Genomic DNA, 20924 nt, shown 5'->3' on the forward strand with positions numbered 1-20924 from the left:
GCATCACGGTTTGCTCGCGTGCAGGACGGTGATCGGCAGCGCCTGACGCCACGTGTCGAAGCTGCCGAGCGGTTCCGCCTGCGCGACGCCGATGCGCGTCAGCTCGCCGCCGTGGCGCGCGCGCCATTCGACGAGCGCCGCCTCGCTTTGCAGCGTCACCGCATTGGCGACGAGCCGCCCCCCCTGACGCAGACGCGCCCAGCACGCATCGAGCAGGCCCGGCACCGTCAATCCACCGCCGATGAACACCGCGTCCGGCGCGGGAAGGCCGTCGAGCGCGGCGGGCGCTTCGCCTCTGACGAGTTGCAGCGCGGGCACGCCGAGCGCATCGCGGTTGTATTCGATGAGACGCTGACGGCTCTCGTTCGCTTCGATCGCGATCGCCCGACACGCGCCATGCGCGCGCATCCATTCGATGCCGATCGAGCCGCAGCCCGCGCCGACGTCCCACAGCAGTTCGCCGGGCTGCGGCGCGAGGCGCGCGAGCGTCACGGCGCGCACGTCGCGCTTCGTCAACTGGCCGTCGTGGCGGTAGGCGTCGTCGGCGAGACCGGGCGTGAGCGGCGGCCCGGCGTGGCCGGCGTGCGTCCGGCACTCGATCGCGATGAGATTGAGCGCGGCAACGACGGGCTCGCGCCAGTCGTCGGCACGCTCGTCGATGCGGCGTTCGTCGCTGCCGCCGAGATGCTCGAAGACGGTCATGCGGCTCGCGCCGAAACCATGCGCGGTCAGAAGCGTGGCGACGGCGGCGGGCGTCGTGCCGTCCGCGCTCAGCACGATGAGGCGCACGCCGCGATGCAGATTCGCGAGCAGCGACGCCGCCGGCCGCCCGACGAGCGATACGCAGACGGCGTCTTGGAGCGCCCAGCACAGGCGCGCCGCCGCGAGCGACAGCGACGACGGCGCGGGAATGACGCGCATTTCGCCGTTGGCGACTTCGCGCGCGAGCGTCGCGCCGACGCCGAAGCACATCGGATCGCCGCTCGCGAGCACGCAGATGCGCGTTTTGCCGTCGCCGCGGTCGGCGAGCACGGCATCGAGCGAAAAGGGTTTCGGCCACGGCATGCGGCGCGCGGCGATGCGATCCGGCAGCAACGCGAGATGACGTTCGCCGCCGTGGATCGACTGGGCGTCGAGAAGCGCGCGACGCGCGGCGCGGGAAAGTCCGTGCCAGCCGTCTTCGCCGATGCCCACCACGGTCAGCCAGTTCGACATGCGCGGTCTCCTTGCTGCGATTCCGATCGCGTTCCCGGATACATGCCGGAAGCGCTCGGAGGGTCGATAAAAGCGGGCATAATACAGGTCCGTCGGCGCCCGGGGTCGTGAGACCGAGGGCTTAAAAGGGAACACAGCGAAACTGTGGCTGCCCCCGCAATTGTACGCAGCGAGTCCGCGCTCCACTGCCACTGGTTTTTACCGGGAAGGCCGGCGCGAATGTCGACCTGCCAGCCAAGAGACCTGCCGACCCAACGCATTCGCGCGACGCCGACCGGGCGGGGTGTACCGGTTCGCTCATCACGCGCGAAGCCCAACGGGTCACGCTTTTGAATTCTTTCGACCGCTCATCGCTCAACGCAACGCCGCGTGCTTCCGCATGCCCGGGCCTGATGCGCATCGTGCCCGCGCGCGATGGCGGCCTTGCGCGTCTGCGTCTCGCGGGCGGCGTGTTGAGCACGCGGGCGGCGCGGGCCGTCGCGCGCGCGGCTCGCGAGTACGGCTCGGGCGTGATCGAAGTGACCAATCGCGCGAATCTGCAACTGCGCGGCATTCGCGACGATGCCCACGCCGCGCTCGTCGACATCGCCCTCGACGCGGGCCTCGGCCCGTCGACGGCGGGCGCAGACGACATCCGCAACGTAATGCTGAGCCCGCTCGCGGACGACGGCACGCGCGCGCTCGCCGCGCGGATCGTCGATGCGATGCAGGCCGATGCGTCGCTGCATGCGCTGTCGCCGAAATTCGCGCTCCAGCTCGACGCCGGCGAGCGCCTCGCGATGCTCGATCATCCGCACGATCTTTGGCTTTCCGCCATCGACGATGGCGCGCGCTTCGCATTCGGCCTCGCCGGAACGATGCGCGATCCGGCGCTCGGCGCGATCTCGCGCGACGATCTCGTGATGTTCGTCCTGAACGTGTTGCGCAGCTTTCTCGCGCTGGCGACGCCTGAAGAACATCGCATGCGCGATCTGCTTGCGCGTATCGGCGTTGCGCGCTTTCTCGACGCCTTGCGTTTCGACGCCGATATCGCGACATGGACACGCGCACCCGCCGATGCATCGCTGCGTCTCGGCGCGCACGAGGAGCCGCATCGCGCGACGTGGTACGCGGGTGCGCAAACGCCGCTGGGCCGTCTCGATGCGACGACGCTCGAAGCGCTCGCCAATCTCGCCGACGCACACGGCGCAAGCCGCCTGACGATGACGCCGTGGCAAAGCGTGCTGATTCCCGGCCTCGCGGCGCATTCAGCGCATGACATGCTGCAAGGGCTGCACGCGCTCGGCCTTGCAACCGGCGCGCACAAACCGCTCGCGCGCCTCATCGCGTGCGCGGGTTCGGAACGCTGCGCAAAGAGCCGTGCCGATACCAAAGCCGATGCTCACCGGCTCGCCGCGCTCCTGCCTTCGGATGACGGGACGCAGGTGCATCTGAGCGGCTGCGAGCGTTCGTGCGCGGCGGCGCATCCGGTTCCGGTCACGCTCTACGCAGTCGCGCCCGGACGATACGACTTACATCGCGACGCACGAGCCGTCGCGCGCAATCTGACCATCGAAGAGGCGGCCGAACGGCTCGCCCGGAGCCATGCCGATGCTTGACTACATCCGCGACGGCGCGGAGATTTATCGTCAGTCCTTTGCGACGATCCGCGCCGAAGCCGACCTCGCCGCCATTCCCGCCGATCTGGAGAAGCTCGCCGTGCGGCTGATCCATGCGTGCGGCATGGTGGATATCGTGAGCGATCTGCGCTTCTCGCCCGGCGCGGGCAGCATCGGAAGAAAGGCGCTTGCAGCAGGCGCGCCGATCCTGTGCGATGCGCGCATGGTCGCCGAGGGCATCACGCGCGCGCGCTTGCCCGCCGACAACCGCGTGATCTGCACCTTGAGCGATCCCTCGATTCCCGAGCGCGCCCGCGCGATGCGCAACACGCGCTCGGCCGCCGCGCTCGAACTATGGCGTGCGCAACTCGAAGGCGCGATCGTCGCGATAGGCAACGCGCCGACCGCGCTCTTCCATCTGCTCGACATGATCGATGCCGGCGCGCCGAAGCCCGCGCTCATTCTCGGCTTTCCGGTCGGTTTCATCGGCGCGGCGGAATCGAAAGCGATGCTCGCCGCCGATAGCCGCGGCGTGCCCTTCGTCGCGCTGCTCGGCCGGCGCGGGGGCAGCGCGATGGCAGCGGCCGCAGTGAACGCACTTGCTTCGGAGGCCGAATGATGCGCGGACGTCTCTTTGGATTAGGCGTCGGCCCGGGCGATCCGGAGCTGATCACCGTGAAGGCGCTGCGGCTTTTGAAGACCGCGCCGGTGGTCGCGTATTTCGTCGCAAAGGGCAAGAAGGGTAATGCGTTCGGCATCATCGAATCGCATCTCGACGATACGCAGATGCGCCTGCCGCTCGTCTATCCGGTGACGACCGAAGCGCTCGAACCGCCGCTCTGCTACGAGACGATCATCAGCGCGTTCTACGACGAAGCCGCGCTCACGATATCCGGTCATCTCGAATCCGGACGCGATGTCGCCGTGATCTGCGAGGGCGATCCGTTTTTCTACGGCTCATACATGTATCTGCACGATCGTCTCGCAGCACGCTTCGATGCAGAGGTCGTGCCGGGCGTGTGCTCGATGCTCGGCGGCGTGGCCGTGCTCGGCGTGCCGCTCGTGTATCGCAATCAGAGCCTGTCGGTGCTGTCGGGCGTGCTGCCTGAAGACGATCTGAAGCGCCGTCTCGAAGCAGCCGATGCGGCCGTCATCATGAAGCTCGGCCGCAACTTCGAGAAAGTGCGGCGCGTGCTGGGCGAACTCGGCCTCGACGATCGCGCGTTGTATGTCGAGCGCGCGACGATGACCAACCAGCGCATCGTGCCGCTCGATGAAGTCGATCCGATGGCATCGCCGTATTTCTCGCTGCTCGTCGTGCCGGGGAAAAAATGGCGTGCATGAAGGCTTCCATGCCGATGGCGATCGTCGTGCTCGGCGCGGGCGCGCTCGATACCGCGCGTCGCATTCAGGCGCGCTTTCCGCAATCGCGCGTGCATGGACTGGCGAGCCGCGTGAGCGCGGACATCGCGTATGACGACTTCGGCGCGCACGTGCGTGGTCTGTATGCGTCGGGCGCGGCGATCGTCGCGCTGTGTTCCGCGGGCATCGTGATTCGCGCGCTTGCATCCTGTCTCGCCGACAAAGGCAACGAACCGCCCGTGCTCGCCATCGCGCAGGATGGCAGCGCCATCGTGCCGCTGCTCGGCGGCATGAGCGGCGTGAATGTGCTTGCGCGCGAGATCGGCGACGCCTTGCAAGTCGCACCCGCGATCACGACGAGCGGCGAATTGCGCTTCGGGAAATGTCTGCTGGCGCCGCCCGAAGGTTATGCACTTGCGGATATCGAGCAAGGCAAGCGTTTCGTGTCCGACCTGCTGGCGGGCGCGACGACGCGCATCGAAGGCCACGCGCCCTGGCTCGACGATGCCGCGCTGCCTCGCAACGACGATGCGCGTCTTGCCGTTCGCATCACGCCGCTTGCCACGCGCGATGAAAACAGCCTCGTGATTCATCCGCGTTGCGTGCTTGCGTGGATCGAAGATATTTCACACGACGATGACGTCGCCGAACGCGTGCGAGCTGCCTTGAACGAACGTGGTCTCGCACCGCTTGCGCTCGCGGCGTTGACTGCGCCCGCTCGCTACATGGCTTCGCGTCCGCTCGAAGATGCGGCGCGTGCGCTCGATGTGTCGTTGCGCTTCTGCGATGCCCCGCCATTCGCTCGCAACGATGCGCGAGGCGTTGCGCTGCACGTCAGCGATACGCCGATCGATGCGGGATCGATCGGCCATGCGCGCGGCACGCTGACGGTGATCGGCCTTGGTCCCGGCAAGGCGGAACTGATGACGCCCGCCGCAAGAAGCGCGCTTCACGACGCACAAGACGTGCTCGGTTACGAGACGTATGTGCGTATGGCGGGACCGTTTCGCGACGACCAGCGCGTGCACATCACCGACAATCGCGAGGAACTGCAGCGCGCGCGACACGCGTTCGAACTCGCGAGTGAAGGCCGACGCGTGATCGTGGTGTCATCGGGCGATCCCGGCGTGTTCGCGATGGCCGCAGCGGTGCTCGAAGCACTCGACGAAGGACGCGCCACGCATCCCGAATGGAATGCGGTGAAGCTTCAGATCGTGCCGGGCGTGTCGGCCTCGCTCGCGACGGCCGCGCGCGCGGGTGCGCCGCTCGGCCATGACTTCTGCGTGTTGTCGTTGTCGGATAACTTGAAGCCGTGGAGCGTGATCGAGAAGCGCATCGCGCATGCAGGCGAAGCGGATCTTGTGATGGCCTTCTATAACCCGCTGTCGAAGGCGCGGCCGTGGCAGTTCGATCGTGCGATCGACGTCGTGAAGCGATATCGGGACTCGGACACGCCGGTCGTGCTGGGAAGAGATATCGGACGTCCGGCGGAGGCTTTGCGCGTCATTGAGCTCGGTGAACTGAAGAGCGAGCTCGTCGACATGAGGACGATGGTCATCGTCGGATCATCGATGACGCGTGTCGTCGGGGATTGGGTTTATACGCCGCGGTGGTATGACTGAGGATGCGTCGAGAGTCAATGCTTGCCCGCTTTTGAACGCGAACGTACCGTCCAGTCAGGGTGCGCTACCCGTCGTTTGACCAGCCGCTCCAATTCCTTGCTGTGGTACAGGTCGAGGCACTTGAGAAAATCGAAGCGAATGTCCGCTCCCTTCGCTTCGGCCTCGACAAGCGGATTATAGTAATCGCGCCGTAGATGCTTGCGCACTAGCGCCTCCACTTCCGCGGGACTTTTATCGAGGTCGTAATAAGTCCAGTCTCTCAGTGCGCTCGCGCTACTTCCGGCATCGACGGCTGCGTCGTTACTGCCTTTGTACGCTGTGGCGACGCATATGGCCAAGACCATGTCCTTGTAATTCTGGGCGTAGGTGCGCGATGGCGCTTCCGGCGAGTTTTCGTTGGGGGGAATGGTCTGTCCGCTTGCCGTAGCGCACGCCAGCGCGAGAATCACCAGGCTGGTCCATCGCTTCATGACAGGCTCCAAAAATGCGCCTGGTCGGTCCTGTTTCGAACCCCAGGTTCGTTGAAGTAACAACTGTCGTAGCAAACGATACCGTTGTACAAGGTGGCATGGCCTTGTGCGTCTCGCCATCCCGACGTTTCAAAAAGAATCACACCTTTTTTGCCTGCGAGCCTGCCGCCTCCCGAGGGCGGATATTCAATCGTTTCCGGCTTGCCCCAACGCTGTTTGAGAAATTCGATGAGGTCCACCACGCGAAAGAAGTAGCGTCGACGATCAGCGCCTGAAACCGTCTTCCCATCGATGGCTGGAATGGTCGCGCCCGAGTGATTCAAGATATGGCTCATGCGAACCGCGCATGTGTTCTTCCACCTCGCTTCCGCACCCACCTCGTTGATGTTGGCGGCTACCTTCCCACCAATCACCGTCGCGACCTTCCCCTCGGATTCGATGGATCGAAGATTTCCATGGATGCCGACCACGCGGCCGCAAAGCTTGGTCTGTACATTTGTTATCCTAATTATTCATAGCCAAACAACTCCGAAATATGCAGGCGATTATAAAGTCGATATGGCTCGCTGAATCGGCTGCAAGCCTGATCGCGCAAAATTCGGACAATCACCGTGGCAGTCGGCAATATTCGAATCGATTGCTCAACAATCCGAGATTCTTATCAGCGCATCCGCAAGCACATATCTCGCGCTCCACTCGCGCGCGAGCGCCTCGCCGCGCCCGACCCGAATCGCACCTTCCTCGAAATCGACGACGACGATCTCATCCGCTGCGTGAGGTGCTTGCGGTTGCTCGTTCGTTCGCCCGTCGGTGAGCACCCACAAGCAGCGCCGTTGCACTGGTCTGCGCCGAGCCGCTCTTTCGAGCACCGTTCCCGCGCTCGCCAGCCCAAGCGCGAGGGGCGTGCCGCCACCGCCGCCGATCGGCGCGACCCACCGCTCATTGAACCAATGCGCCGCGCCCGGCTGACGACGCACTTCCGCGCGTGCACCGCCGAAACATATCAGCGCAATCTCCGCCCGCTCACGATAAGCGCGATCGAACAGCGCGACGAGCATGCCCTTCGCGCGCGCAAGGCGCTCGCCGGCGAGCATCGAGCCGGAGCAATCGAGCAGAAAACAATGCAGCACCGCACCGTCGCCCTGCGTGCGCCGGTATCGCAAATGCTCCGTAGCAAAGCGCGCGGAACGCTTTGCGCGCAATGTCGCCATCCAGTCGATCGACGCGCTGACTTCGCCCTCGCGCGTCGCGCTGCGGCCTTTCGCGAACGCTTCGTTCCATCGAAGACGATGCCTTGTGTCGAAGGCATTCGCGTCGCGCCTTCGATGGTTCAGGCTTTTTTTGCGGCGAGCGGCCTCACTTGCTTGACCTTCGCGGTTCCCGTCGGCTCCGGCGGCATGTAGCCCCAATCCGCTTGGTTCGAGCCTGCATCGGGCGACGTCGACTCGCGGCCTGCCGGTTCGCGTGAAGGCGCTTCCCCTTCTCTTCGCCGATGCTTGAGCACCGCATCGGCGACGCGTTCGACGTGCGTGACGTTCACGCCCGCTGCTTCCTCCAACGCAGCCAGCGCACGCGCCGCGCGCAGCATGACGATGTCCGCACGCAAGCCGTCGACATGCGCCTCGATGCAAAGCTCGCTCACGCGCGCATGAACCGGATCATCGAAATCGAATGACGACAATGCCGCGCGCGCCGCGTGAATGCGCGATTCCAGCGAAGCCTGCTCGTCGCGATGCCGCGCGCGAAACGCATCAGGATCGGCATCGAATGCAAGACGCGCCTTGACGATACGTTGCCGCACGAGCGCATCGAAGCAATTGTTCATCTCCACGGCAAGACCGAAACGATCGAGCAATTGCGGCCGCAACTCGCCCTCTTCCGGATTCATCGTGCCGATCAGCACGAAGCGCGCGTCGTGCCGATGCGAAATGCCATCGCGCTCGACGATGTTCACGCCGCTCGCCGCAACATCGAGCAACTGATCGACGAGCGGATTCGGCAGGAGATTCACTTCATCGACATACAGCACGCCCCGATGCGCCTTCGCAAGCAGGCCCGGAGAAAACTTCACACCGCCGTCGCGCAATGCGCTTTGGATGTCGAGCGTGCCGATCAACTGTTCCTCGCTCGCGCCGAGCGGCAAGGTCACGAGCTTCCCTTCGGGCAGCAACTCCGCGAGTGCGCGCGTCGCGGTGGATTTCGCGGTGCCGCGCGGCCCGCTCACGAGCACGCCGCCGATCGAAGGATCGACGGCCGCGAGCAAAAGCGCCTGCTGCAAGGGCGCCTGTGCGACGAGCGCCGAAAAAGGAAACACGGCAGATGTGATGGATTCGTTCAAGAATGTCGGCCTTCGATGTGCTGTTCGACATCGAGCAGATGCCGTTCGACCTGCTCGCGATAGCCAGCGGGTTGCTGCCACAGACCGCGTTGCATCGCTTCGAGCAGACGCTCGCAGATCGATTGCAACGCGTGCGGATTGTGCTGCGCAATGAACTCGCGCGTGTCGGCATCGTTCACATAGGCATCGGTGACCAGCGCGTACTGATGATCCGACACGACGCGCGCGGTGGCGTCGTAGCCGAACAGGTAATCGACGGTCGCCGCGAGTTCGGACGCGCCCTTGTAACCGTGCCGCTTCACGCCATCGATCCACTTCGGATTGACCACGCGTGAACGCACCACGCGCGCAATCTCTTCGTTCAGCGTGCGAACGCGCGGCGCAGCGGGATTGCTGTGATCGGCGTTATACGTCTGCGGCTGCACGCCCGACAGATAGCGCACGGCCGCGACCATGCCGCCCTGGAACTGGTGATAGTCGTTCGAATCGAGCAGATCGTGTTCGCGATTGTCCTGGTTCTGCACGACGACATCGAGCGTCGATAGCCGCGCGCCGAAGCTCGCGCGTGCTTCGACGCCATCGCCCGATTGCGAATACGCGTAGCCGCCCGCGCTTTGATACGCGGCGGAAAGATCCGCATCGGTCTGCCATTGCTTTGCGTCGATCAGTTCCTGCAGACCCGCGCCGTATGCGCCCGGCTTCGTGCTGAACACGCGCCAGCCCGCTCGACGCCGCGCGTCCTTCGTCTCGATGCCGCGCGCGATCAGCTCGTCGCGCTCACGAAGGATGCGCGCGCGGATCGGGTTGACATCGGCGGGCTCGTCGTCCAATTCGGCGACGGCCTGCACCGCCGCATCGAAGAGATGAATGAGATTCGCGAACGCATCGCGGAAGAAGCCCGATACGCGCAATGTCACGTCGATGCGCGGCCGGTTGAAGATCGAGATCGGCAGAATCTCGAAGTCGGTCACGCGATGACTGCCCGCCGCCCACTTGGGCCGCACGCCGATCAACGCGAACGCCTGCGCGATATCGTCGCCGCCGGTCCGCATCGTCGCCGTGCCCCACACCGACAAGCCGATTGCCCGCGGAAAATCGCCGTGATCCTGCACATGGCGTTCGACCAATGCGTTCGCCGACTTTACGCCGAGCGACCATGCGGCTTGCGTCGGCAATGCGCGCGTATCGACGGAATAGAAGTTGCGGCCGGTGGGCAGCACGTCCGGTCTGCCGCGCGAAGGCGAGCCGCTCGGACCCGGCGGCACGAAACGGCCTTCGAGACCTCGCTTCAGTTGCGTCAGCTCTTGCGGGCCGCACGCATCGAGCCGCGCGAGCACATCGCCACGCAGACGTTCGAGCACGAGCGATGCACGCGGTCCGGGCGCGGCTGCGTCAGCATCGGACAATAGTTGCATCGCTAACGATTCGAGGCGCTCGCGCGTATCGCCTTGATGACGCCACGGCGCTTCACTCACATCGGCAAGTGCTTGCGGACGCGGGCCGGTCCACGGCGCGGCCCAATCCGCATCGAGCGGATCGAAGATATCGGGCAATTGCAGATCCCGTGCGATCGCGACGATCAGGCTCGCGTTCGCGCCCTGGCCGTCGCCGATCGGAAAGCGGCCGAGCGCGAGCAGCGTGTCGCGTCGTTGCACGCCTTGCGGCGAGACACCGAATACATGCAGGCCGTCGCGAATCTGCGCTTCCTTCAGTTCGCAGAGATAGGCATCGGCGCGCGTGAGCAACGCGTCTTCACCCACGGTATCGCGTGGCGCATCCAGCCCGAGTTCCTCGTGCAGCCGGTTCTCGACGATGTTCGCGAGAATCGTCTTGCGCAGCAGCTTCGCGCGGCGCACATCGACCATCAACGCTTCGTAGTATTCGTCGACCTGACGCTCGAGATCCTGCAATGGCCCATAGTTCTCGGCGCGCGTGAGCGGCGGCATCAGATGATCGATGATCACGGCCTGCGCGCGGCGCTTCGCCTGACTGCCTTCGCCCGGATCGTTGACGATGAACGGATAGAGATGCGGCATCGGTCCGAGAATCGCATCCGGCCAGCACGATGACGACAACGCGACGCTCTTTCCCGGCAGCCATTCGAGATTGCCGTGCTTGCCGACATGCACGAGCGCATCCGCCTGAAAGCGCAGACGCAGCCAGAAATAGAACGCGAGATAGGAATGCGGCGGCACGAGTTCGGCATCGTGATAGCTCGCGTAATCGTTGCGCTGCCGCGAACGCGAAGGCTGAATGCCGATGAACACTTCCCCGCAGCGATAGCCCGCGATCATGAAACGGCCGCGTCTGATCGTCGGGTCGTCTTCGGGTGCGCCCCAGGTTTTTTCGAGCGCGGCGCGCGCATCGGCGGGCAGTGTGCGATACGCGTCGAGATAGTCATCGAGCGAAAGACTCTGCAACGCAGGGCGCATATCGCGGACGACGGGATCGTTGGTCACGCCTTCCGTCAACGCGGCGATGAGCGCATCGCCGTTCGCCGGCATGGTGCCGACGCGATAGCCTTCTCGCGCGAGCATCGACAGAATGTTGATCGCGGATGCGGGCGTATCGAGTCCCACGCCATTGCCGATGCGCCCTTCGCTCGCCGGGTAGTTCGCCAGCACGAGCGCGATGCGCTTCTGCGCGTTCGGCGTATGACGCAGCTTGGACCACCGCCGGCTCAGTTCGGCGACGAAGCGCACGCGCTCCGCGTCGGCCTGATAGCGCACGACATCCACCTGCGTATGCTTGCAGTGATATGCGAGCCCCTTGAAACTCACGGCGCGCGTGATGATGCGGCCATCGACTTCGGGAAGCGCGACATGCATGGCGACGTCGCGCGAATTCAGGCCGTGATTGTCCTTCTGCCAGTCATCGCGATTGCCGCCGCTCAGGATGACTTGCAGCACGGGCGCATCGCCCGCGACTTCGAATGCTTCGTCCTCGCCGATCACGCTCGCCGCAAAAGCCGTCGTGTTCAATACGAGCGATGCGCGATGCTGCGCGCACAAACGCTCGACCACTTCGCGGTTCACGCTTTCCTTGAGCGACGAAATCGCGATCGGCAACGGATTCATGCCTTCCTTTTCGAGCGCTTCGATGAGCGCATCGAACACGGCCGTATTGCCCGATTGCAAATGCGCGCGGTAAAACAGGATCGCGGCGACGCCCGCGCCTTCGGTCCAGCGCGCCTGCCAGTCGTCGATGACCGCGATATCGCGCTCGGGATGATAGATCGCGACGGCGGGCAGCGGACTCGGCGGCTGCGGCTCGCGCCCGAAGCCGAACGCGCGATGCGCGATCGCGCGTAGAAACTCCTCGGCATTGCGCGCGCCGCCTTCGCGCAGATAGCGCGACAGCTCGCGGCAAAACGCTGCATCGGCCGTGCTCTTGCCGATAAGATTCGGGTCCTCGGTGAGATCGCCCGAAAACATCGCGAGCATCTGCTTGCGCTCTTTCGCGAGCGCGACGAGCCGCTCGATGCCGTACGGCCAGTACGATTCGCCGCCGAGATGATCGACGATCACGACCTTCGCGTGACGCAATACATCGTCGACATAGAAATCGACCGATGCGGGCTGACGCAGAAACGATTGATTCGCGAGCCGCACGTCGGGAAAGCCCGGCTCGAGACGCGGAAACGCGCTCGCGAGCAACGCGAGCGTCGTATCGGCGGAGCTGAGCACGACGATCGGCGCGCTCGTCTGATCGATACGCATGACGCCCTGCGCGTCGTCGACGAAGCCTCCCGGCGTCGTGCGGAGCAGATGCATCGCGGTTACGCCTGCACGGGCGCGCTCGCGAGCGCGGCGTCGAACGCGCGTTGCAGCGTCGCGCGTTCGAGGTCTTCGCCGATCAGCACGAAGCGGCTTTGGGTCTTCGCTTCGCCCGCTTCCCAGCGGCGGTCGAAGTAACTGTCGAAGCGTCGTCCGACGCCTTGCACGACGAGCCGCATCGCCGCGCCCGGCAACGCAGCGAAACCCTTCACGCGATAGATCGTGTGCTGCTCGACGAGCGCATGCAGCGCGGCCAGCGCCTGCTCGCGCGATTCGACGTTGCCATGCACGACGACCGAATCGAACTCGTCATGATGATGATCGGCGTGGCCTGCTTCATCGGGCGAACCGTGATGATCGTGCCGCAAATGAATCGTCTCTTCCGATGCCGATTCGAGACCGAGCAATGTATGCACATCGAGCCTGCCCATCTGCGCGGGCACGATCTTCACTTCGGGCGGAATCTCGGGCCGCACGAGCGCTTCGACCTTTCGCAGCGCTTCATCATCCATGAGATCGGTCTTGTTGACGATGACGAGATCGGCAGACGAAAGCTGGTCCTCGAACAGTTCATGCAGCGGCGATTCGTGATCGAGATTGGGATCGGCCTTGCGTTGCGCATCGACGGCGACGGGATTCGCCGCGAACTGACCGCTCGCGGCAGCGGGTCCATCGACCACGGTCACGACGGCATCGACGGTGAATGCGTTCTTGATCGACGGCCAGTTGAACGCCTGCACGAGCGGCTTCGGCAAAGCGAGACCGGACGTTTCGATCAGCACGTGATCGATGCTCTCGCGCCGCTCGACGAGTTGTTCCATGACCGGATAGAACTCTTCCTGCACGGTGCAGCAGAGACAACCGTTCGCGAGCTCGTACAGATTGCGGTCTTTGGAGCCGGCTTCATCGTCGCAACCGATGCCGCAACCTTTCAAGATCTCCCCGTCGATGCCGAGCTCGCCGAACTCGTTGACGATCACCGCGATGCGCTTGCCTTGCGCATTGGAGAGGATATGCCGCATCAGTGTGGTCTTGCCGCTGCCGAGAAAGCCGGTCACGACCGTGACGGGAATCTTGCGGGTTTGCATCGTCGCTCCGTGGCTTCGGTTGCATGCGCTTCATGTCGCGCGATGCCTGGCAACGCGGCTGGATGAAAGGGAAACGCACGCTTTTATGGATCATGGGCCGCGCCGCATCCCCGCGACAGCAAGCCCCGCTCAAAGTCTGGCCGGTATCCGGGCTGACGACGACGCCGCTTCGCCTTCCCGCGCGTTTCTCACGCGCAGTGGCTTCGAAGCCGGCTTCCCGTACACGCGATGAAAATGCCGTGCGCGGTGAATCGCTTACCGTTGCGGGGGCAGCGCAGGTTGACGTGCGTTCGACGAATCGAAAGGAACGCGCCCTGCTTCCCGTTTAACTGCGCACGAGAGAATCCGCGCGCGAGCACCAAAACTGCGTGAAAGTCTAGGCCCGGCGGGCGCGAGCGTCAAGAAAGGTGGTAAGGTCGGCGCACATGGAATCCGTCATCGCTCACATGAATCAGCCCGCTGTCACGCGTCTTTCCGTGGGGATCGGCTGCAGGCGGGGCGCGAGCGCCGACGCAATCGAGCACGCCGTGCGCGGCGCTTTGGGCACGCTTGCGTTCGGCGACATCGCCATCATCGCGAGCATCGACGCGAAACGGCACGAGGCGGGACTGCTCGCGTTCTGCGAGCGTCATCGTCTGACATTGCGCTTCTACGGCGCCGATGAAATCGCGCAAGCGCCGCGCACGGCGATATCGCATCATGCAATGGCGCATATGAACGTCGATGGCGTATGCGAGCCTTGCGCGCTGCTCGCGGGCAACGCGCGAACGCTCATCGTGCCAAAGACGATCGATTGTGGCGTAACCGTCGCGATCGCAGCGATGCATGCGCCCCGCGCGAACGGAACATGAATACCGGTCTTGCGGTCGTGCGCGGACGCGGCGTTTCGGCGAGCGGCTTCGCCACGACCGGTTTGAACTTGTCGCGGCAAAGCCAGACGAGAACGCCAAGCGCGACGAGTTCCAGATAGAGATAGAGCGCGTCCATTTGCTTGCTCCTCGAGTCGGTGATTACGTTGATTGCATGATGCCTGCCGTCTGTTAGCGCAGAATTAAGCCGCCGCCTGTTGTACGATACGGCCGTCTTTCTCTGGAGCTCCCGTGAAAACCGATACCGAATCGCATCTGCGCATGACCCAGCGCCGCAAGGAAGGCCACGAGAAAAAGCAGGCCGCCGCCGATCACGAGAAAGGCCTTTTGATCGTGAATACCGGCAACGGCAAGGGCAAGACAACGGCCGCGTTCGGCATGGCGGTGCGCGTGCTCGGACACGGCATGAAGCTCGGCGTCGTGCAGTTCATCAAGGGCGCGCTGCATACATCGGAGCGCGATTTCCTCGGCGCAATCGCGCATTGCGATTTCGTCACCATGGGAGATGGCTACACCTGGAACACGCAGAATCGCGAAGCCGACATGGCCACCGCGCGCAAGGGCTGGAACGAAGCGCGCCGCATGATCGAGAGCGGCGAATATCAGATGGTCGTGCTCGACGAACTCAACACCGTGCTCAAGTACGAGTATCTGCCGCTCGATGAAGTGCTCGACGTGCTGAAGGCGCGGCCCGCGATGCTGCATGTCGTCGTGACCGGTCGCCACGCGCCCGATGCGTTGATCGAACTTGCCGATCTCGTCACGGAAATGCGGCTCGTGAAGCATCCGTATCGCGAGCAAGGCGTGAAAGCGCAACGCGGCGTCGAGTTCTGAGCGATGCCCGACTGCCCCGCTCTCTTCATCGGCGCGAGTGCGTCGCATCAAGGCAAGACCACGGTGACGGCGGCGCTTGCGCGTCATCACACGCGCCGAGGACTGAAGGTACGCGTGTTCAAGACCGGCCCGGATTTTCTCGATCCGATGATTCTCGAACACGCATGCGGCGCGCCCGTTTATTCGCTGCATCTGTCGATGGTCGGGCTCGATGCGTGCCGCGCGTTGCTCGCCAAGGCCGCGCGCGAGGCCGATCTCATTCTCATCGAAGGCGTGATGGGTCTCTTCGACGGCACGCCGAGCAGCGCCGATCTGGCCGCCACGTTCAACGTACCGGTGCTCGCGGTGATCGGCGCGCACGGCATGGCGCAGACGTTCGGCGCCATTGCGTTCGGGCTCGCGCGTTATCGCGAAGATGTGCCCTTTCATGGCGTGCTCGCGAATCGCGTTGCATCGGCGCGCCATGCGCAGATGTTGTCGGAGACTATCCCCGTCGACTTGCGTTATTGCGGCCATCTGTCGAATGCGGACGATATCGCCTTGCCCGAGCGTCATCTCGGTCTCACGCAGCCCGATGAAATCGCGGGCCTCGACGCACGGCTCGACCGCGCCGCCGATGCAATCGCGCAAACGACGCTCGCCGATCTTCCGCCGCCCGTTCATTTCGACGATGCGACGCTGCCCGCGCCGCCGCGTCTGCTCGACGGTGCGCATATCGCCATCGCTCGCGATGCGGCGTTCTCGTTCGTGTATCCGGCGAATGTCGATGTGCTCATCGCCATGGGCGCGCGCATCAGCACGTTTTCTCCGCTCGCCGACGAACCCGCGCCGCACGATGCCGACGCGCTCTATCTTCCCGGCGGCTATCCCGAGCTGCATGCCGCGGCGCTCGCTTCGAACGAACGCGCGCGTGCATCGATCGTTGCGCACGTCGAGCGAGCGAAGCCCGTGGTCGCGGAATGCGGCGGCATGCTGTATCTGCTCGACACGCTGACCGACATCGAAGGCACGCGGCATGGGATGCTCGGCATCCTTCCCGGCGACGCGGCGATGCAACGCAAGCTGTCGCGCCTCGCGATGCAGCGCATCGACACGACGCATGGCGCGATGACCGGTCACACATTCCACTACTCGACGCTCGACACGCCGATGCAGCCGGCGCTCAAGGCCGCTCATGCCACGACCGGCAGCGAAGGCGAAGCGCTCTATCGGCATGGTTCGGTGTCGGCCACTTACATGCACGCTTACTGGCCGTCGAATCCGGCCGCGGCCGCTGCGCTCTTTCGCGGCGAATCACTATGACAACGACGCAAGACGATCTCGCTTTCACCATCGAACGCGCGAAAGCGCAGGAACCCATCGGCTCGCCATGCACCGATGTCTGCAAGCTCGATCAGGAAACGGGCCTGTGCCTCGGCTGCTTCCGAAGCCGCGAGGAAATCAAGACCTTCAGATCGATGGACGATGCCGCGAAGCTCGATCTGTTCGATGAATTGCTCAAGCGTCGTGCGGCGAAAGAGCAAACGAAAAGCCCGCGTTCCTGACGAAGCGCGGGCTTCATGAGCGACGCCGAACCGCTTACGCCGCAGCCATTCTTCTCACCGCCGGCCGCTCGAGTTCACGCGCTGCGAGCGCACCGAACACGAGACCGAGCGTCGTCCATAACAGCGCCTGCATGCCGATAGCGGCCACGCGGAAATTCCACAGCAGCGAAGCGGAGAAATCCGCGGGCACTTCATCGACGGACGGCAGCGCGACCTGCGCCGCCACGATCACGACGATATACGCAGCCGCCGCGATGAGCGTCGCGTTCCACCCGCCATGCCGCGCCACCATGCGCCGCTGCAAGCGCACGGCGAAGACGGCAGCCGCGATGGAAATCGCCACCATGCCGAAGAAAAGCGCCGTGCGCGGCCCGATGGTCTCGGCATTGCCGACAGCGGGCGGATTGGGCGGGTACTTGAGGAACGGCACGATGGCGACGCTCACGAAGCCGAACAGCGCGAGCAATGCCGACGTGCCGCGCGCGCGCAACGCGCCGAGCCGTCCATAAGCAAACGCGAACACGAGCGAGAAGAGACCGCCGAGCGCGGTGCCGAACACGGCGACGCCGGTCAGAAGGCCGAGGCCAGCTTGCGTATCGCGAGACACGAGCGCTTCGTCGCCGTGATCGTGCGAATGCGCTGGCGTGGCAGCCGCATCGGCATGACCGTGCTCATGTTCGTGTTCATGCTCGTGCTGTTCCTCGAACGCGATGGCGCGTGCCACCGACGGTTCACCGAACCCACGCGCGAAGCCGAAGCCGATCAGGCCCGCGACCAGTCCCGCGATCATGCCGCGTATCAGCAAAGTGCGAATCATGATGCTTCCTCAGTGGCACGGAAAGCCGAGCAAATGCCGGCCGTCATGCACGAATTCGTGGACGTACGTGCCCGAGAAAATCGACGTCGCGCCCTGTTCGGCGCCGACGAAATAGATTGCGATCAGCAGAATGAGGCCGATGAAGACGGCCCACGGCAACACTTCACGCACCGGAATGGGCACGGGTGCATCGAGTGACGGGGAAACCGGAGCGGAAAAGACCGGCGCGTTGGAAGCATTCATGGTGGTTCTCCAGGGAAAAGCGCGTCCCGATTGACGAAGAGCATGCAGCGGGGTCTGACTCGCGGCGCCGCGCTTTCGCGTTGACGTACCGCACACAGTGGCGCGACCGTGCCGGGTTTGCACCGGCTTCCTCGCACTGCAAGCTTGCCATTCTATGATGATCCGCTGCAAAGTAAAACGATTCCGATTCGACCGCCACCTGCCTTGGAACTCATTCTTCTCTGTCACGCCGCCACGCGCGCGATGAAAACCGGGCACTTTCCCACCGGCGACGAACCTCCCGAGCGCGATGCGCGCGCGCAGCTCGCGTCATTGCACGCCTTGCCCGACACGCGCGTGATTGCGAGTCCCGCGCGCGTCGCGCGTGAAACGGCGGCGTGGATCGCGGATGCATTCGAGATCGTTCCCGCGTTCGACGACATCGACTATGGCCGCTGGCGCGGGCATTCGATACGCGAAACGGGCGAGCGCGAACCGGAACATGTCGCTGCATGGCTCGCGGATCCCGATGCGCGTTCGCACGGCGGCGAAAGCGTCGCCATGCTCGCCGCGCGCGTCGCCGAGGGCTTCGCTTCGATCGACCGGCTCGACGCGGGGCGCTGCATCGTCGTCACGCATGCGATCGTCGTGAAAGTGGCGCTCGCGCATGCGCTTCGCATGCCGCTCACATCGATCTATGGGATGAACTTCGCGCCGCTCTCGTCCACGGTGCTGGAACGCGCCTCGCCCGCCGATACGTGGACCGCCCTGAACTTCGCTGCATACGAATAGCTCAAAGCAGACAGCGCATCGCGTGCGCGGTGCGCGTTCGACTCAACCAGGAGACTCAGATGGCGCACTACGTGGATGGATTCGTCGTACCTGTACCGATCGACAAGGTCGACGCTTATCGCCGCATGGCCGAAGCCGCCGGCAAGATCTGGCTGGAACACGGCGCACTGGAGTTCGTGGAAACCATCGCCGACGACGTGAAGCCCGGCAAGCTCACATCGTTTCCACAGAGCGTGCAGATGAAGGAAGGCGAGACCGTCGCGTTCTCGTATATCGTCTACGAATCGCGCGAGCAGCGCGATAGCGTCAACGCCAAAGTGATGGAAGACCCGCGCCTCAAAACGATGATGGAATCCGGCGAGACGCCGTTCGATCCTCAACGCATGTTCTTCGGCGGCTTCACGACCATCGTCGAACTCGGGCGCGACTGATCGTTCTTATCCGCTCAATCGAGTCACTACTTCGAAGGAACCGCATCGACATGTATATCGCCATGAACCGCTTCAAGATCGTGCCCGGCGCCGAAGCCGACTTCGAACGTCTGTGGACGAGCCGCGATACGCATCTGAAGGATGTGCCCGGGTTCGTCGAGTTTCATCTGCTCAAAGGGCCGGTGAAAGACGATCACGTTCTGTATTCGAGCCATACGATATGGGCGAATCAGGCAGCCTTCGAAGACTGGACGCGTTCGGACGCGTTTCGCGCCGCGCATCGCAATGCCGGCGGCGAGACGCGCCAGCTTTATCTCGGTCATCCGGAATTCGAGGGCTTCGAAGTCATTCAGACCGTCAAATAGAGCGGTCAAGGCGCAACCGAACGTTCGCGCACTTTTCAGCGAGCACGCGCGTTTTACACACGTGTGAAAAAACGCGCTTCGCCGAAGCTGTCTTTTCAGACGTGTTTTCTAGGCCTTTGCGCCGCGCGCCATGCGCTGCAGCGTCGATGAATCGATCGCCGCCGCGCAGATTCGCACCGCTTCCTTCAGCGTGCGCGGACGCCCCGCACCGAATTGCGATTCCAGCATCGCGACGGCGCGCAGACGCTCGTCATTGCCGAGTTTCTCGCCCGTCGCAAGCTCAAGAACCGAGATGAAATAAGCCGCAGGCGGCGCCGCGCTCGCATGCGGAGTCGTCTGGCGTTCCCCGTCCGCCGCGCCACCCGCGCCCTCACGTCCGTCGTCGCGCGCCGGAATCCACGGGTGCCACTTGCTGTCGTATCGACTTTTCATGGGTTAGTTCGCTGGCTCGATTGCTGTGGCGCACCTTGGCGCCGTTTGTCATGTGACGCTTATGGCGTCTCTGTCATTAAAGAGACCTACAGCAAGTACCGTTCCAAGCTGGCGTTCCCTTGCACGGCCTAGCGCGCCGCGATGCTTTCCTCCGACAAAACCGCACGCGCGACGCGACATGCCGCAAGATCCCAAGCCGCGCAGCCGACCGATTTGAACATCACCGGTTGCAATGCATCAACGGCTTTGGACGGCGCCGCGAGCGCGACCGCCAATGCGTGCACATCGTTCCATTCGACGCTCGCGAGAATGAAATCGCCTGCTTCGTGACGCGCGCCCGCAGGGTCGTCGACGTAAAGCGCGCTTGCATGCACGGTCGCGGCGGCGATCTCGGCGGCATCGGCGGTGAATGCGCCCACGCCGATCACGAGGCGGCCCGCGCGCGCGGGCAACGTATAGACCGGCGTCTTGCTCGTGGTCGCGGCGATGACGACATCGATCGAATCGGGAATCGTGGACTCGTCGAGCGCGGCAAGCTGCTTCGAAAGCGATGCATGCGCCGCACAGAACTCGCGCGCCCGCCCGGGACGGGAGCCTTGCACGAGGATGCGCGCATCGGGATAAATAGCGGCGAGCGCCTCGACGTGATACGCAGCCTGCTTGCCCGTACCGATGACGAGCACCTCGCGCGGCGCGGCATCGTGAAGCGCGCGGATCGCGAGCATCGATACCGCCGCCGTGCGCCGGCCCGTCACCGTCGGGCCATCGAGCATGAATTGCGGCACGCCTGTCATGGCATCGTAGGCGGTCACCTGACCGTGGATCGTCGGCAGGCCGAGCGCGCCGTTGCCCGCGCAAACGTTCACGAGCTTGTGCATCGCGAGATCGGCGGCGCTCGCGGGCATCGACAACATCACGCCGCCTTCGATCGGCACCACCATGCGCTCTGGACTCACGATGCGTCCCGCCGCGTAATCGAGCATCGTCGCGGCGAGGGTGTCGACAAGCCGGTCATACGGCACGAGGCGCGCGGTTTGAGCTTCGTCGAAACTATGGATCGTTGCGGTCATCGCGTTCGCTCGCTTGATATGGGGAAGATGAAATCGAACTTCAAAATGCCATCGAAGTGCCGGAACATTCTAACGGCGC

General features: G+C 64.2%; 22 protein-coding genes and 3 riboswitches. Of the genes, 11 read left to right on the plus strand and 11 right to left on the minus strand.

What is annotated here, in order from left to right:
* Window positions 1-3 precede the first annotated feature (3 nt).
* A complete protein-coding gene (gene cbiE, locus NCT05_RS20265; RefSeq protein ID WP_175979434.1) occupies window positions 4-1215 on the minus strand; it encodes a precorrin-6y C5,15-methyltransferase (decarboxylating) subunit CbiE in 1212 nt (403 codons plus the stop codon).
* Between the two features lie 76 nt (window positions 1216-1291).
* Window positions 1292-1480, plus strand: a riboswitch (cobalamin riboswitch).
* A 64-nt stretch (window positions 1481-1544) separates the two neighbouring features.
* Between cbiE and cobG the strand changes: the two genes are divergently transcribed.
* Genes cobG through cobJ form a run of 4 tightly spaced genes read left to right on the plus strand, consistent with a single transcriptional unit; the run spans window position 1545 to window position 5797 of the window.
* The gene (cobG, locus tag NCT05_RS20270; RefSeq protein ID WP_250503036.1) at window positions 1545-2813 is read left to right on the plus strand and encodes a precorrin-3B synthase; all 1269 of its coding nucleotides are present in this window, start codon (window positions 1545-1547) and stop codon (window positions 2811-2813) included.
* Entirely contained in the window at window positions 2806-3432 is a 627-nt protein-coding gene (locus NCT05_RS20275; protein ID WP_008353117.1) for a precorrin-8X methylmutase, read from the plus strand. Before cobG ends, NCT05_RS20275 begins: the two co-directional genes overlap by 8 nt.
* The gene (locus NCT05_RS20280; RefSeq protein ID WP_250503037.1) at window positions 3429-4157 is read left to right on the plus strand and encodes a precorrin-2 C(20)-methyltransferase; all 729 of its coding nucleotides are present in this window, start codon (window positions 3429-3431) and stop codon (window positions 4155-4157) included. Before NCT05_RS20275 ends, NCT05_RS20280 begins: the two co-directional genes overlap by 4 nt.
* The gene (cobJ, locus tag NCT05_RS20285; protein ID WP_250503038.1) at window positions 4145-5797 is read left to right on the plus strand and encodes a precorrin-3B C(17)-methyltransferase; all 1653 of its coding nucleotides are present in this window, start codon (window positions 4145-4147) and stop codon (window positions 5795-5797) included. Before NCT05_RS20280 ends, cobJ begins: the two co-directional genes overlap by 13 nt.
* Window positions 5798-5811: 14 nt before the next feature.
* Here the strand turns inward: cobJ and NCT05_RS20290 are convergent, their stop codons facing one another.
* From NCT05_RS20290 to cobW, 6 genes are all read right to left on the minus strand, one after another.
* Complete coding sequence (locus tag NCT05_RS20290) at window positions 5812-6267, minus strand: type VI secretion system amidase immunity protein Tai4 (protein ID WP_250456831.1); 456 nt, start codon at window positions 6265-6267, stop codon at window positions 5812-5814.
* A complete protein-coding gene (locus NCT05_RS20295; RefSeq protein WP_250503039.1) occupies window positions 6264-6737 on the minus strand; it encodes a type VI secretion system amidase effector protein Tae4 in 474 nt (157 codons plus the stop codon). The genes NCT05_RS20290 and NCT05_RS20295 overlap by 4 nt, the downstream gene beginning before the upstream one ends.
* A gap of 171 nt (window positions 6738-6908) precedes the next feature.
* Window positions 6909-7478, minus strand: a complete 570-nt coding sequence (locus NCT05_RS20300) for a vWA domain-containing protein (RefSeq protein WP_250435925.1) — start codon at window positions 7476-7478, stop codon at window positions 6909-6911.
* A 119-nt stretch (window positions 7479-7597) separates the two neighbouring features.
* The gene (locus NCT05_RS20305; RefSeq protein WP_250503040.1) at window positions 7598-8605 is read right to left on the minus strand and encodes a magnesium chelatase ATPase subunit I; all 1008 of its coding nucleotides are present in this window, start codon (window positions 8603-8605) and stop codon (window positions 7598-7600) included.
* Entirely contained in the window at window positions 8602-12378 is a 3777-nt protein-coding gene (gene cobN / locus NCT05_RS20310) for a cobaltochelatase subunit CobN (protein ID WP_250503041.1), read from the minus strand. The genes NCT05_RS20305 and cobN overlap by 4 nt, the downstream gene beginning before the upstream one ends.
* 5 nt (window positions 12379-12383) lie before the next feature.
* Complete coding sequence (gene cobW / locus NCT05_RS20315; protein WP_250435930.1) at window positions 12384-13469, minus strand: cobalamin biosynthesis protein CobW; 1086 nt, start codon at window positions 13467-13469, stop codon at window positions 12384-12386.
* Between the two features lie 121 nt (window positions 13470-13590).
* Window positions 13591-13848: riboswitch (cobalamin riboswitch) on the minus strand.
* A gap of 46 nt (window positions 13849-13894) precedes the next feature.
* Here cobW and NCT05_RS20320 point away from each other — a divergent pair.
* From NCT05_RS20320 to NCT05_RS20335, 4 genes are all read left to right on the plus strand, one after another.
* Complete coding sequence (locus NCT05_RS20320) at window positions 13895-14320, plus strand: cobalamin biosynthesis protein (protein WP_250503042.1); 426 nt, start codon at window positions 13895-13897, stop codon at window positions 14318-14320.
* Between the two features lie 249 nt (window positions 14321-14569).
* Window positions 14570-15172 (plus strand): cob(I)yrinic acid a,c-diamide adenosyltransferase, encoded by a 603-nt coding sequence (cobO, locus tag NCT05_RS20325; RefSeq protein WP_175979443.1) that lies wholly within the window; start codon window positions 14570-14572, stop codon window positions 15170-15172.
* A gap of 3 nt (window positions 15173-15175) precedes the next feature.
* Window positions 15176-16474: a cobyrinic acid a,c-diamide synthase CobB gene (locus NCT05_RS20330; RefSeq protein WP_250503043.1), complete on the plus strand. Its 1299-nt coding sequence runs from the start codon at window positions 15176-15178 to the stop codon at window positions 16472-16474.
* Window positions 16471-16716: a DUF1289 domain-containing protein gene (locus tag NCT05_RS20335; protein ID WP_008353096.1), complete on the plus strand. Its 246-nt coding sequence runs from the start codon at window positions 16471-16473 to the stop codon at window positions 16714-16716. Before NCT05_RS20330 ends, NCT05_RS20335 begins: the two co-directional genes overlap by 4 nt.
* Before the next feature lie 34 nt (window positions 16717-16750).
* On the opposite strand, the gene NCT05_RS20340 is transcribed toward NCT05_RS20335, so the two are convergent.
* Both NCT05_RS20340 and NCT05_RS20345 read right to left on the minus strand, forming a co-directional pair.
* Window positions 16751-17533, minus strand: a complete 783-nt coding sequence (locus NCT05_RS20340; RefSeq protein ID WP_250503044.1) for a CbtA family protein — start codon at window positions 17531-17533, stop codon at window positions 16751-16753.
* Window positions 17534-17542: 9 nt separating this feature from the next.
* Window positions 17543-17776, minus strand: coding sequence for a CbtB domain-containing protein (locus NCT05_RS20345; protein ID WP_034471940.1), 234 nt, complete (start codon window positions 17774-17776; stop codon window positions 17543-17545).
* Window positions 17777-17805: 29 nt separating this feature from the next.
* Window positions 17806-17932: riboswitch (cobalamin riboswitch) on the minus strand.
* Between the two features lie 48 nt (window positions 17933-17980).
* Here NCT05_RS20345 and NCT05_RS20350 point away from each other — a divergent pair.
* Genes NCT05_RS20350 through hmuQ form a run of 3 tightly spaced genes read left to right on the plus strand, consistent with a single transcriptional unit; the run spans window position 17981 to window position 19343 of the window.
* Window positions 17981-18547 (plus strand): histidine phosphatase family protein, encoded by a 567-nt coding sequence (locus NCT05_RS20350; RefSeq protein ID WP_250503045.1) that lies wholly within the window; start codon window positions 17981-17983, stop codon window positions 18545-18547.
* 59 nt (window positions 18548-18606) lie between these two features.
* The gene (locus tag NCT05_RS20355) at window positions 18607-18978 is read left to right on the plus strand and encodes a DUF1428 domain-containing protein (protein ID WP_034471935.1); all 372 of its coding nucleotides are present in this window, start codon (window positions 18607-18609) and stop codon (window positions 18976-18978) included.
* A 50-nt stretch (window positions 18979-19028) separates the two neighbouring features.
* Window positions 19029-19343, plus strand: a complete 315-nt coding sequence (gene hmuQ, locus NCT05_RS20360; RefSeq protein WP_008353090.1) for a heme-degrading protein HmuQ — start codon at window positions 19029-19031, stop codon at window positions 19341-19343.
* A 108-nt stretch (window positions 19344-19451) separates the two neighbouring features.
* On the opposite strand, the gene NCT05_RS20365 is transcribed toward hmuQ, so the two are convergent.
* Both NCT05_RS20365 and lhpI read right to left on the minus strand, forming a co-directional pair.
* Window positions 19452-19775: a hypothetical protein gene (locus tag NCT05_RS20365; protein WP_008353089.1), complete on the minus strand. Its 324-nt coding sequence runs from the start codon at window positions 19773-19775 to the stop codon at window positions 19452-19454.
* Between the two features lie 128 nt (window positions 19776-19903).
* Entirely contained in the window at window positions 19904-20845 is a 942-nt protein-coding gene (lhpI, locus tag NCT05_RS20370) for a bifunctional Delta(1)-pyrroline-2-carboxylate/Delta(1)-piperideine-2-carboxylate reductase (RefSeq protein WP_250503046.1), read from the minus strand.
* Between the last annotated feature and the right edge of the window lie 79 nt (window positions 20846-20924).

Source organism: Caballeronia sp. AZ7_KS35 (assembly GCF_023631045.1).
GTDB lineage: Bacteria > Pseudomonadota > Gammaproteobacteria > Burkholderiales > Burkholderiaceae > Caballeronia > Caballeronia zhejiangensis.

Bases quoted from the DNA above. Each gene is read 5' to 3' on its own strand.
- cbiE (WP_175979434.1), bottom strand. From the start codon at position 1,215: ATGTCGAACTGGCTGACCGTGGTGGGCATCGGCGAAGACGGCTGGCAC.
- NCT05_RS20275 (WP_008353117.1), top strand. From the start codon at position 2,806: ATGCTTGACTACATCCGCGACGGCGCGGAGATTTATCGTCAGTCCTTT.
- NCT05_RS20280 (WP_250503037.1), top strand. From the start codon at position 3,429: ATGATGCGCGGACGTCTCTTTGGATTAGGCGTCGGCCCGGGCGATCCG.
- cobJ (WP_250503038.1), top strand. From the start codon at position 4,145: ATGGCGTGCATGAAGGCTTCCATGCCGATGGCGATCGTCGTGCTCGGC.
- NCT05_RS20290 (WP_250456831.1), bottom strand. From the start codon at position 6,267: ATGAAGCGATGGACCAGCCTGGTGATTCTCGCGCTGGCGTGCGCTACG.
- NCT05_RS20300 (WP_250435925.1), bottom strand. From the start codon at position 7,478: ATGGCGACATTGCGCGCAAAGCGTTCCGCGCGCTTTGCTACGGAGCAT.
- cobN (WP_250503041.1), bottom strand. From the start codon at position 12,378: ATGCATCTGCTCCGCACGACGCCGGGAGGCTTCGTCGACGACGCGCAG.
- cobW (WP_250435930.1), bottom strand. From the start codon at position 13,469: ATGCAAACCCGCAAGATTCCCGTCACGGTCGTGACCGGCTTTCTCGGC.
- NCT05_RS20320 (WP_250503042.1), top strand. From the start codon at position 13,895: ATGGAATCCGTCATCGCTCACATGAATCAGCCCGCTGTCACGCGTCTT.
- NCT05_RS20330 (WP_250503043.1), top strand. From the start codon at position 15,176: ATGCCCGACTGCCCCGCTCTCTTCATCGGCGCGAGTGCGTCGCATCAA.
- NCT05_RS20335 (WP_008353096.1), top strand. From the start codon at position 16,471: ATGACAACGACGCAAGACGATCTCGCTTTCACCATCGAACGCGCGAAA.
- NCT05_RS20340 (WP_250503044.1), bottom strand. From the start codon at position 17,533: ATGATTCGCACTTTGCTGATACGCGGCATGATCGCGGGACTGGTCGCG.
- NCT05_RS20345 (WP_034471940.1), bottom strand. From the start codon at position 17,776: ATGAATGCTTCCAACGCGCCGGTCTTTTCCGCTCCGGTTTCCCCGTCA.
- NCT05_RS20355 (WP_034471935.1), top strand. From the start codon at position 18,607: ATGGCGCACTACGTGGATGGATTCGTCGTACCTGTACCGATCGACAAG.
- hmuQ (WP_008353090.1), top strand. From the start codon at position 19,029: ATGTATATCGCCATGAACCGCTTCAAGATCGTGCCCGGCGCCGAAGCC.
- NCT05_RS20365 (WP_008353089.1), bottom strand. From the start codon at position 19,775: ATGAAAAGTCGATACGACAGCAAGTGGCACCCGTGGATTCCGGCGCGC.
- lhpI (WP_250503046.1), bottom strand. From the start codon at position 20,845: ATGACCGCAACGATCCATAGTTTCGACGAAGCTCAAACCGCGCGCCTC.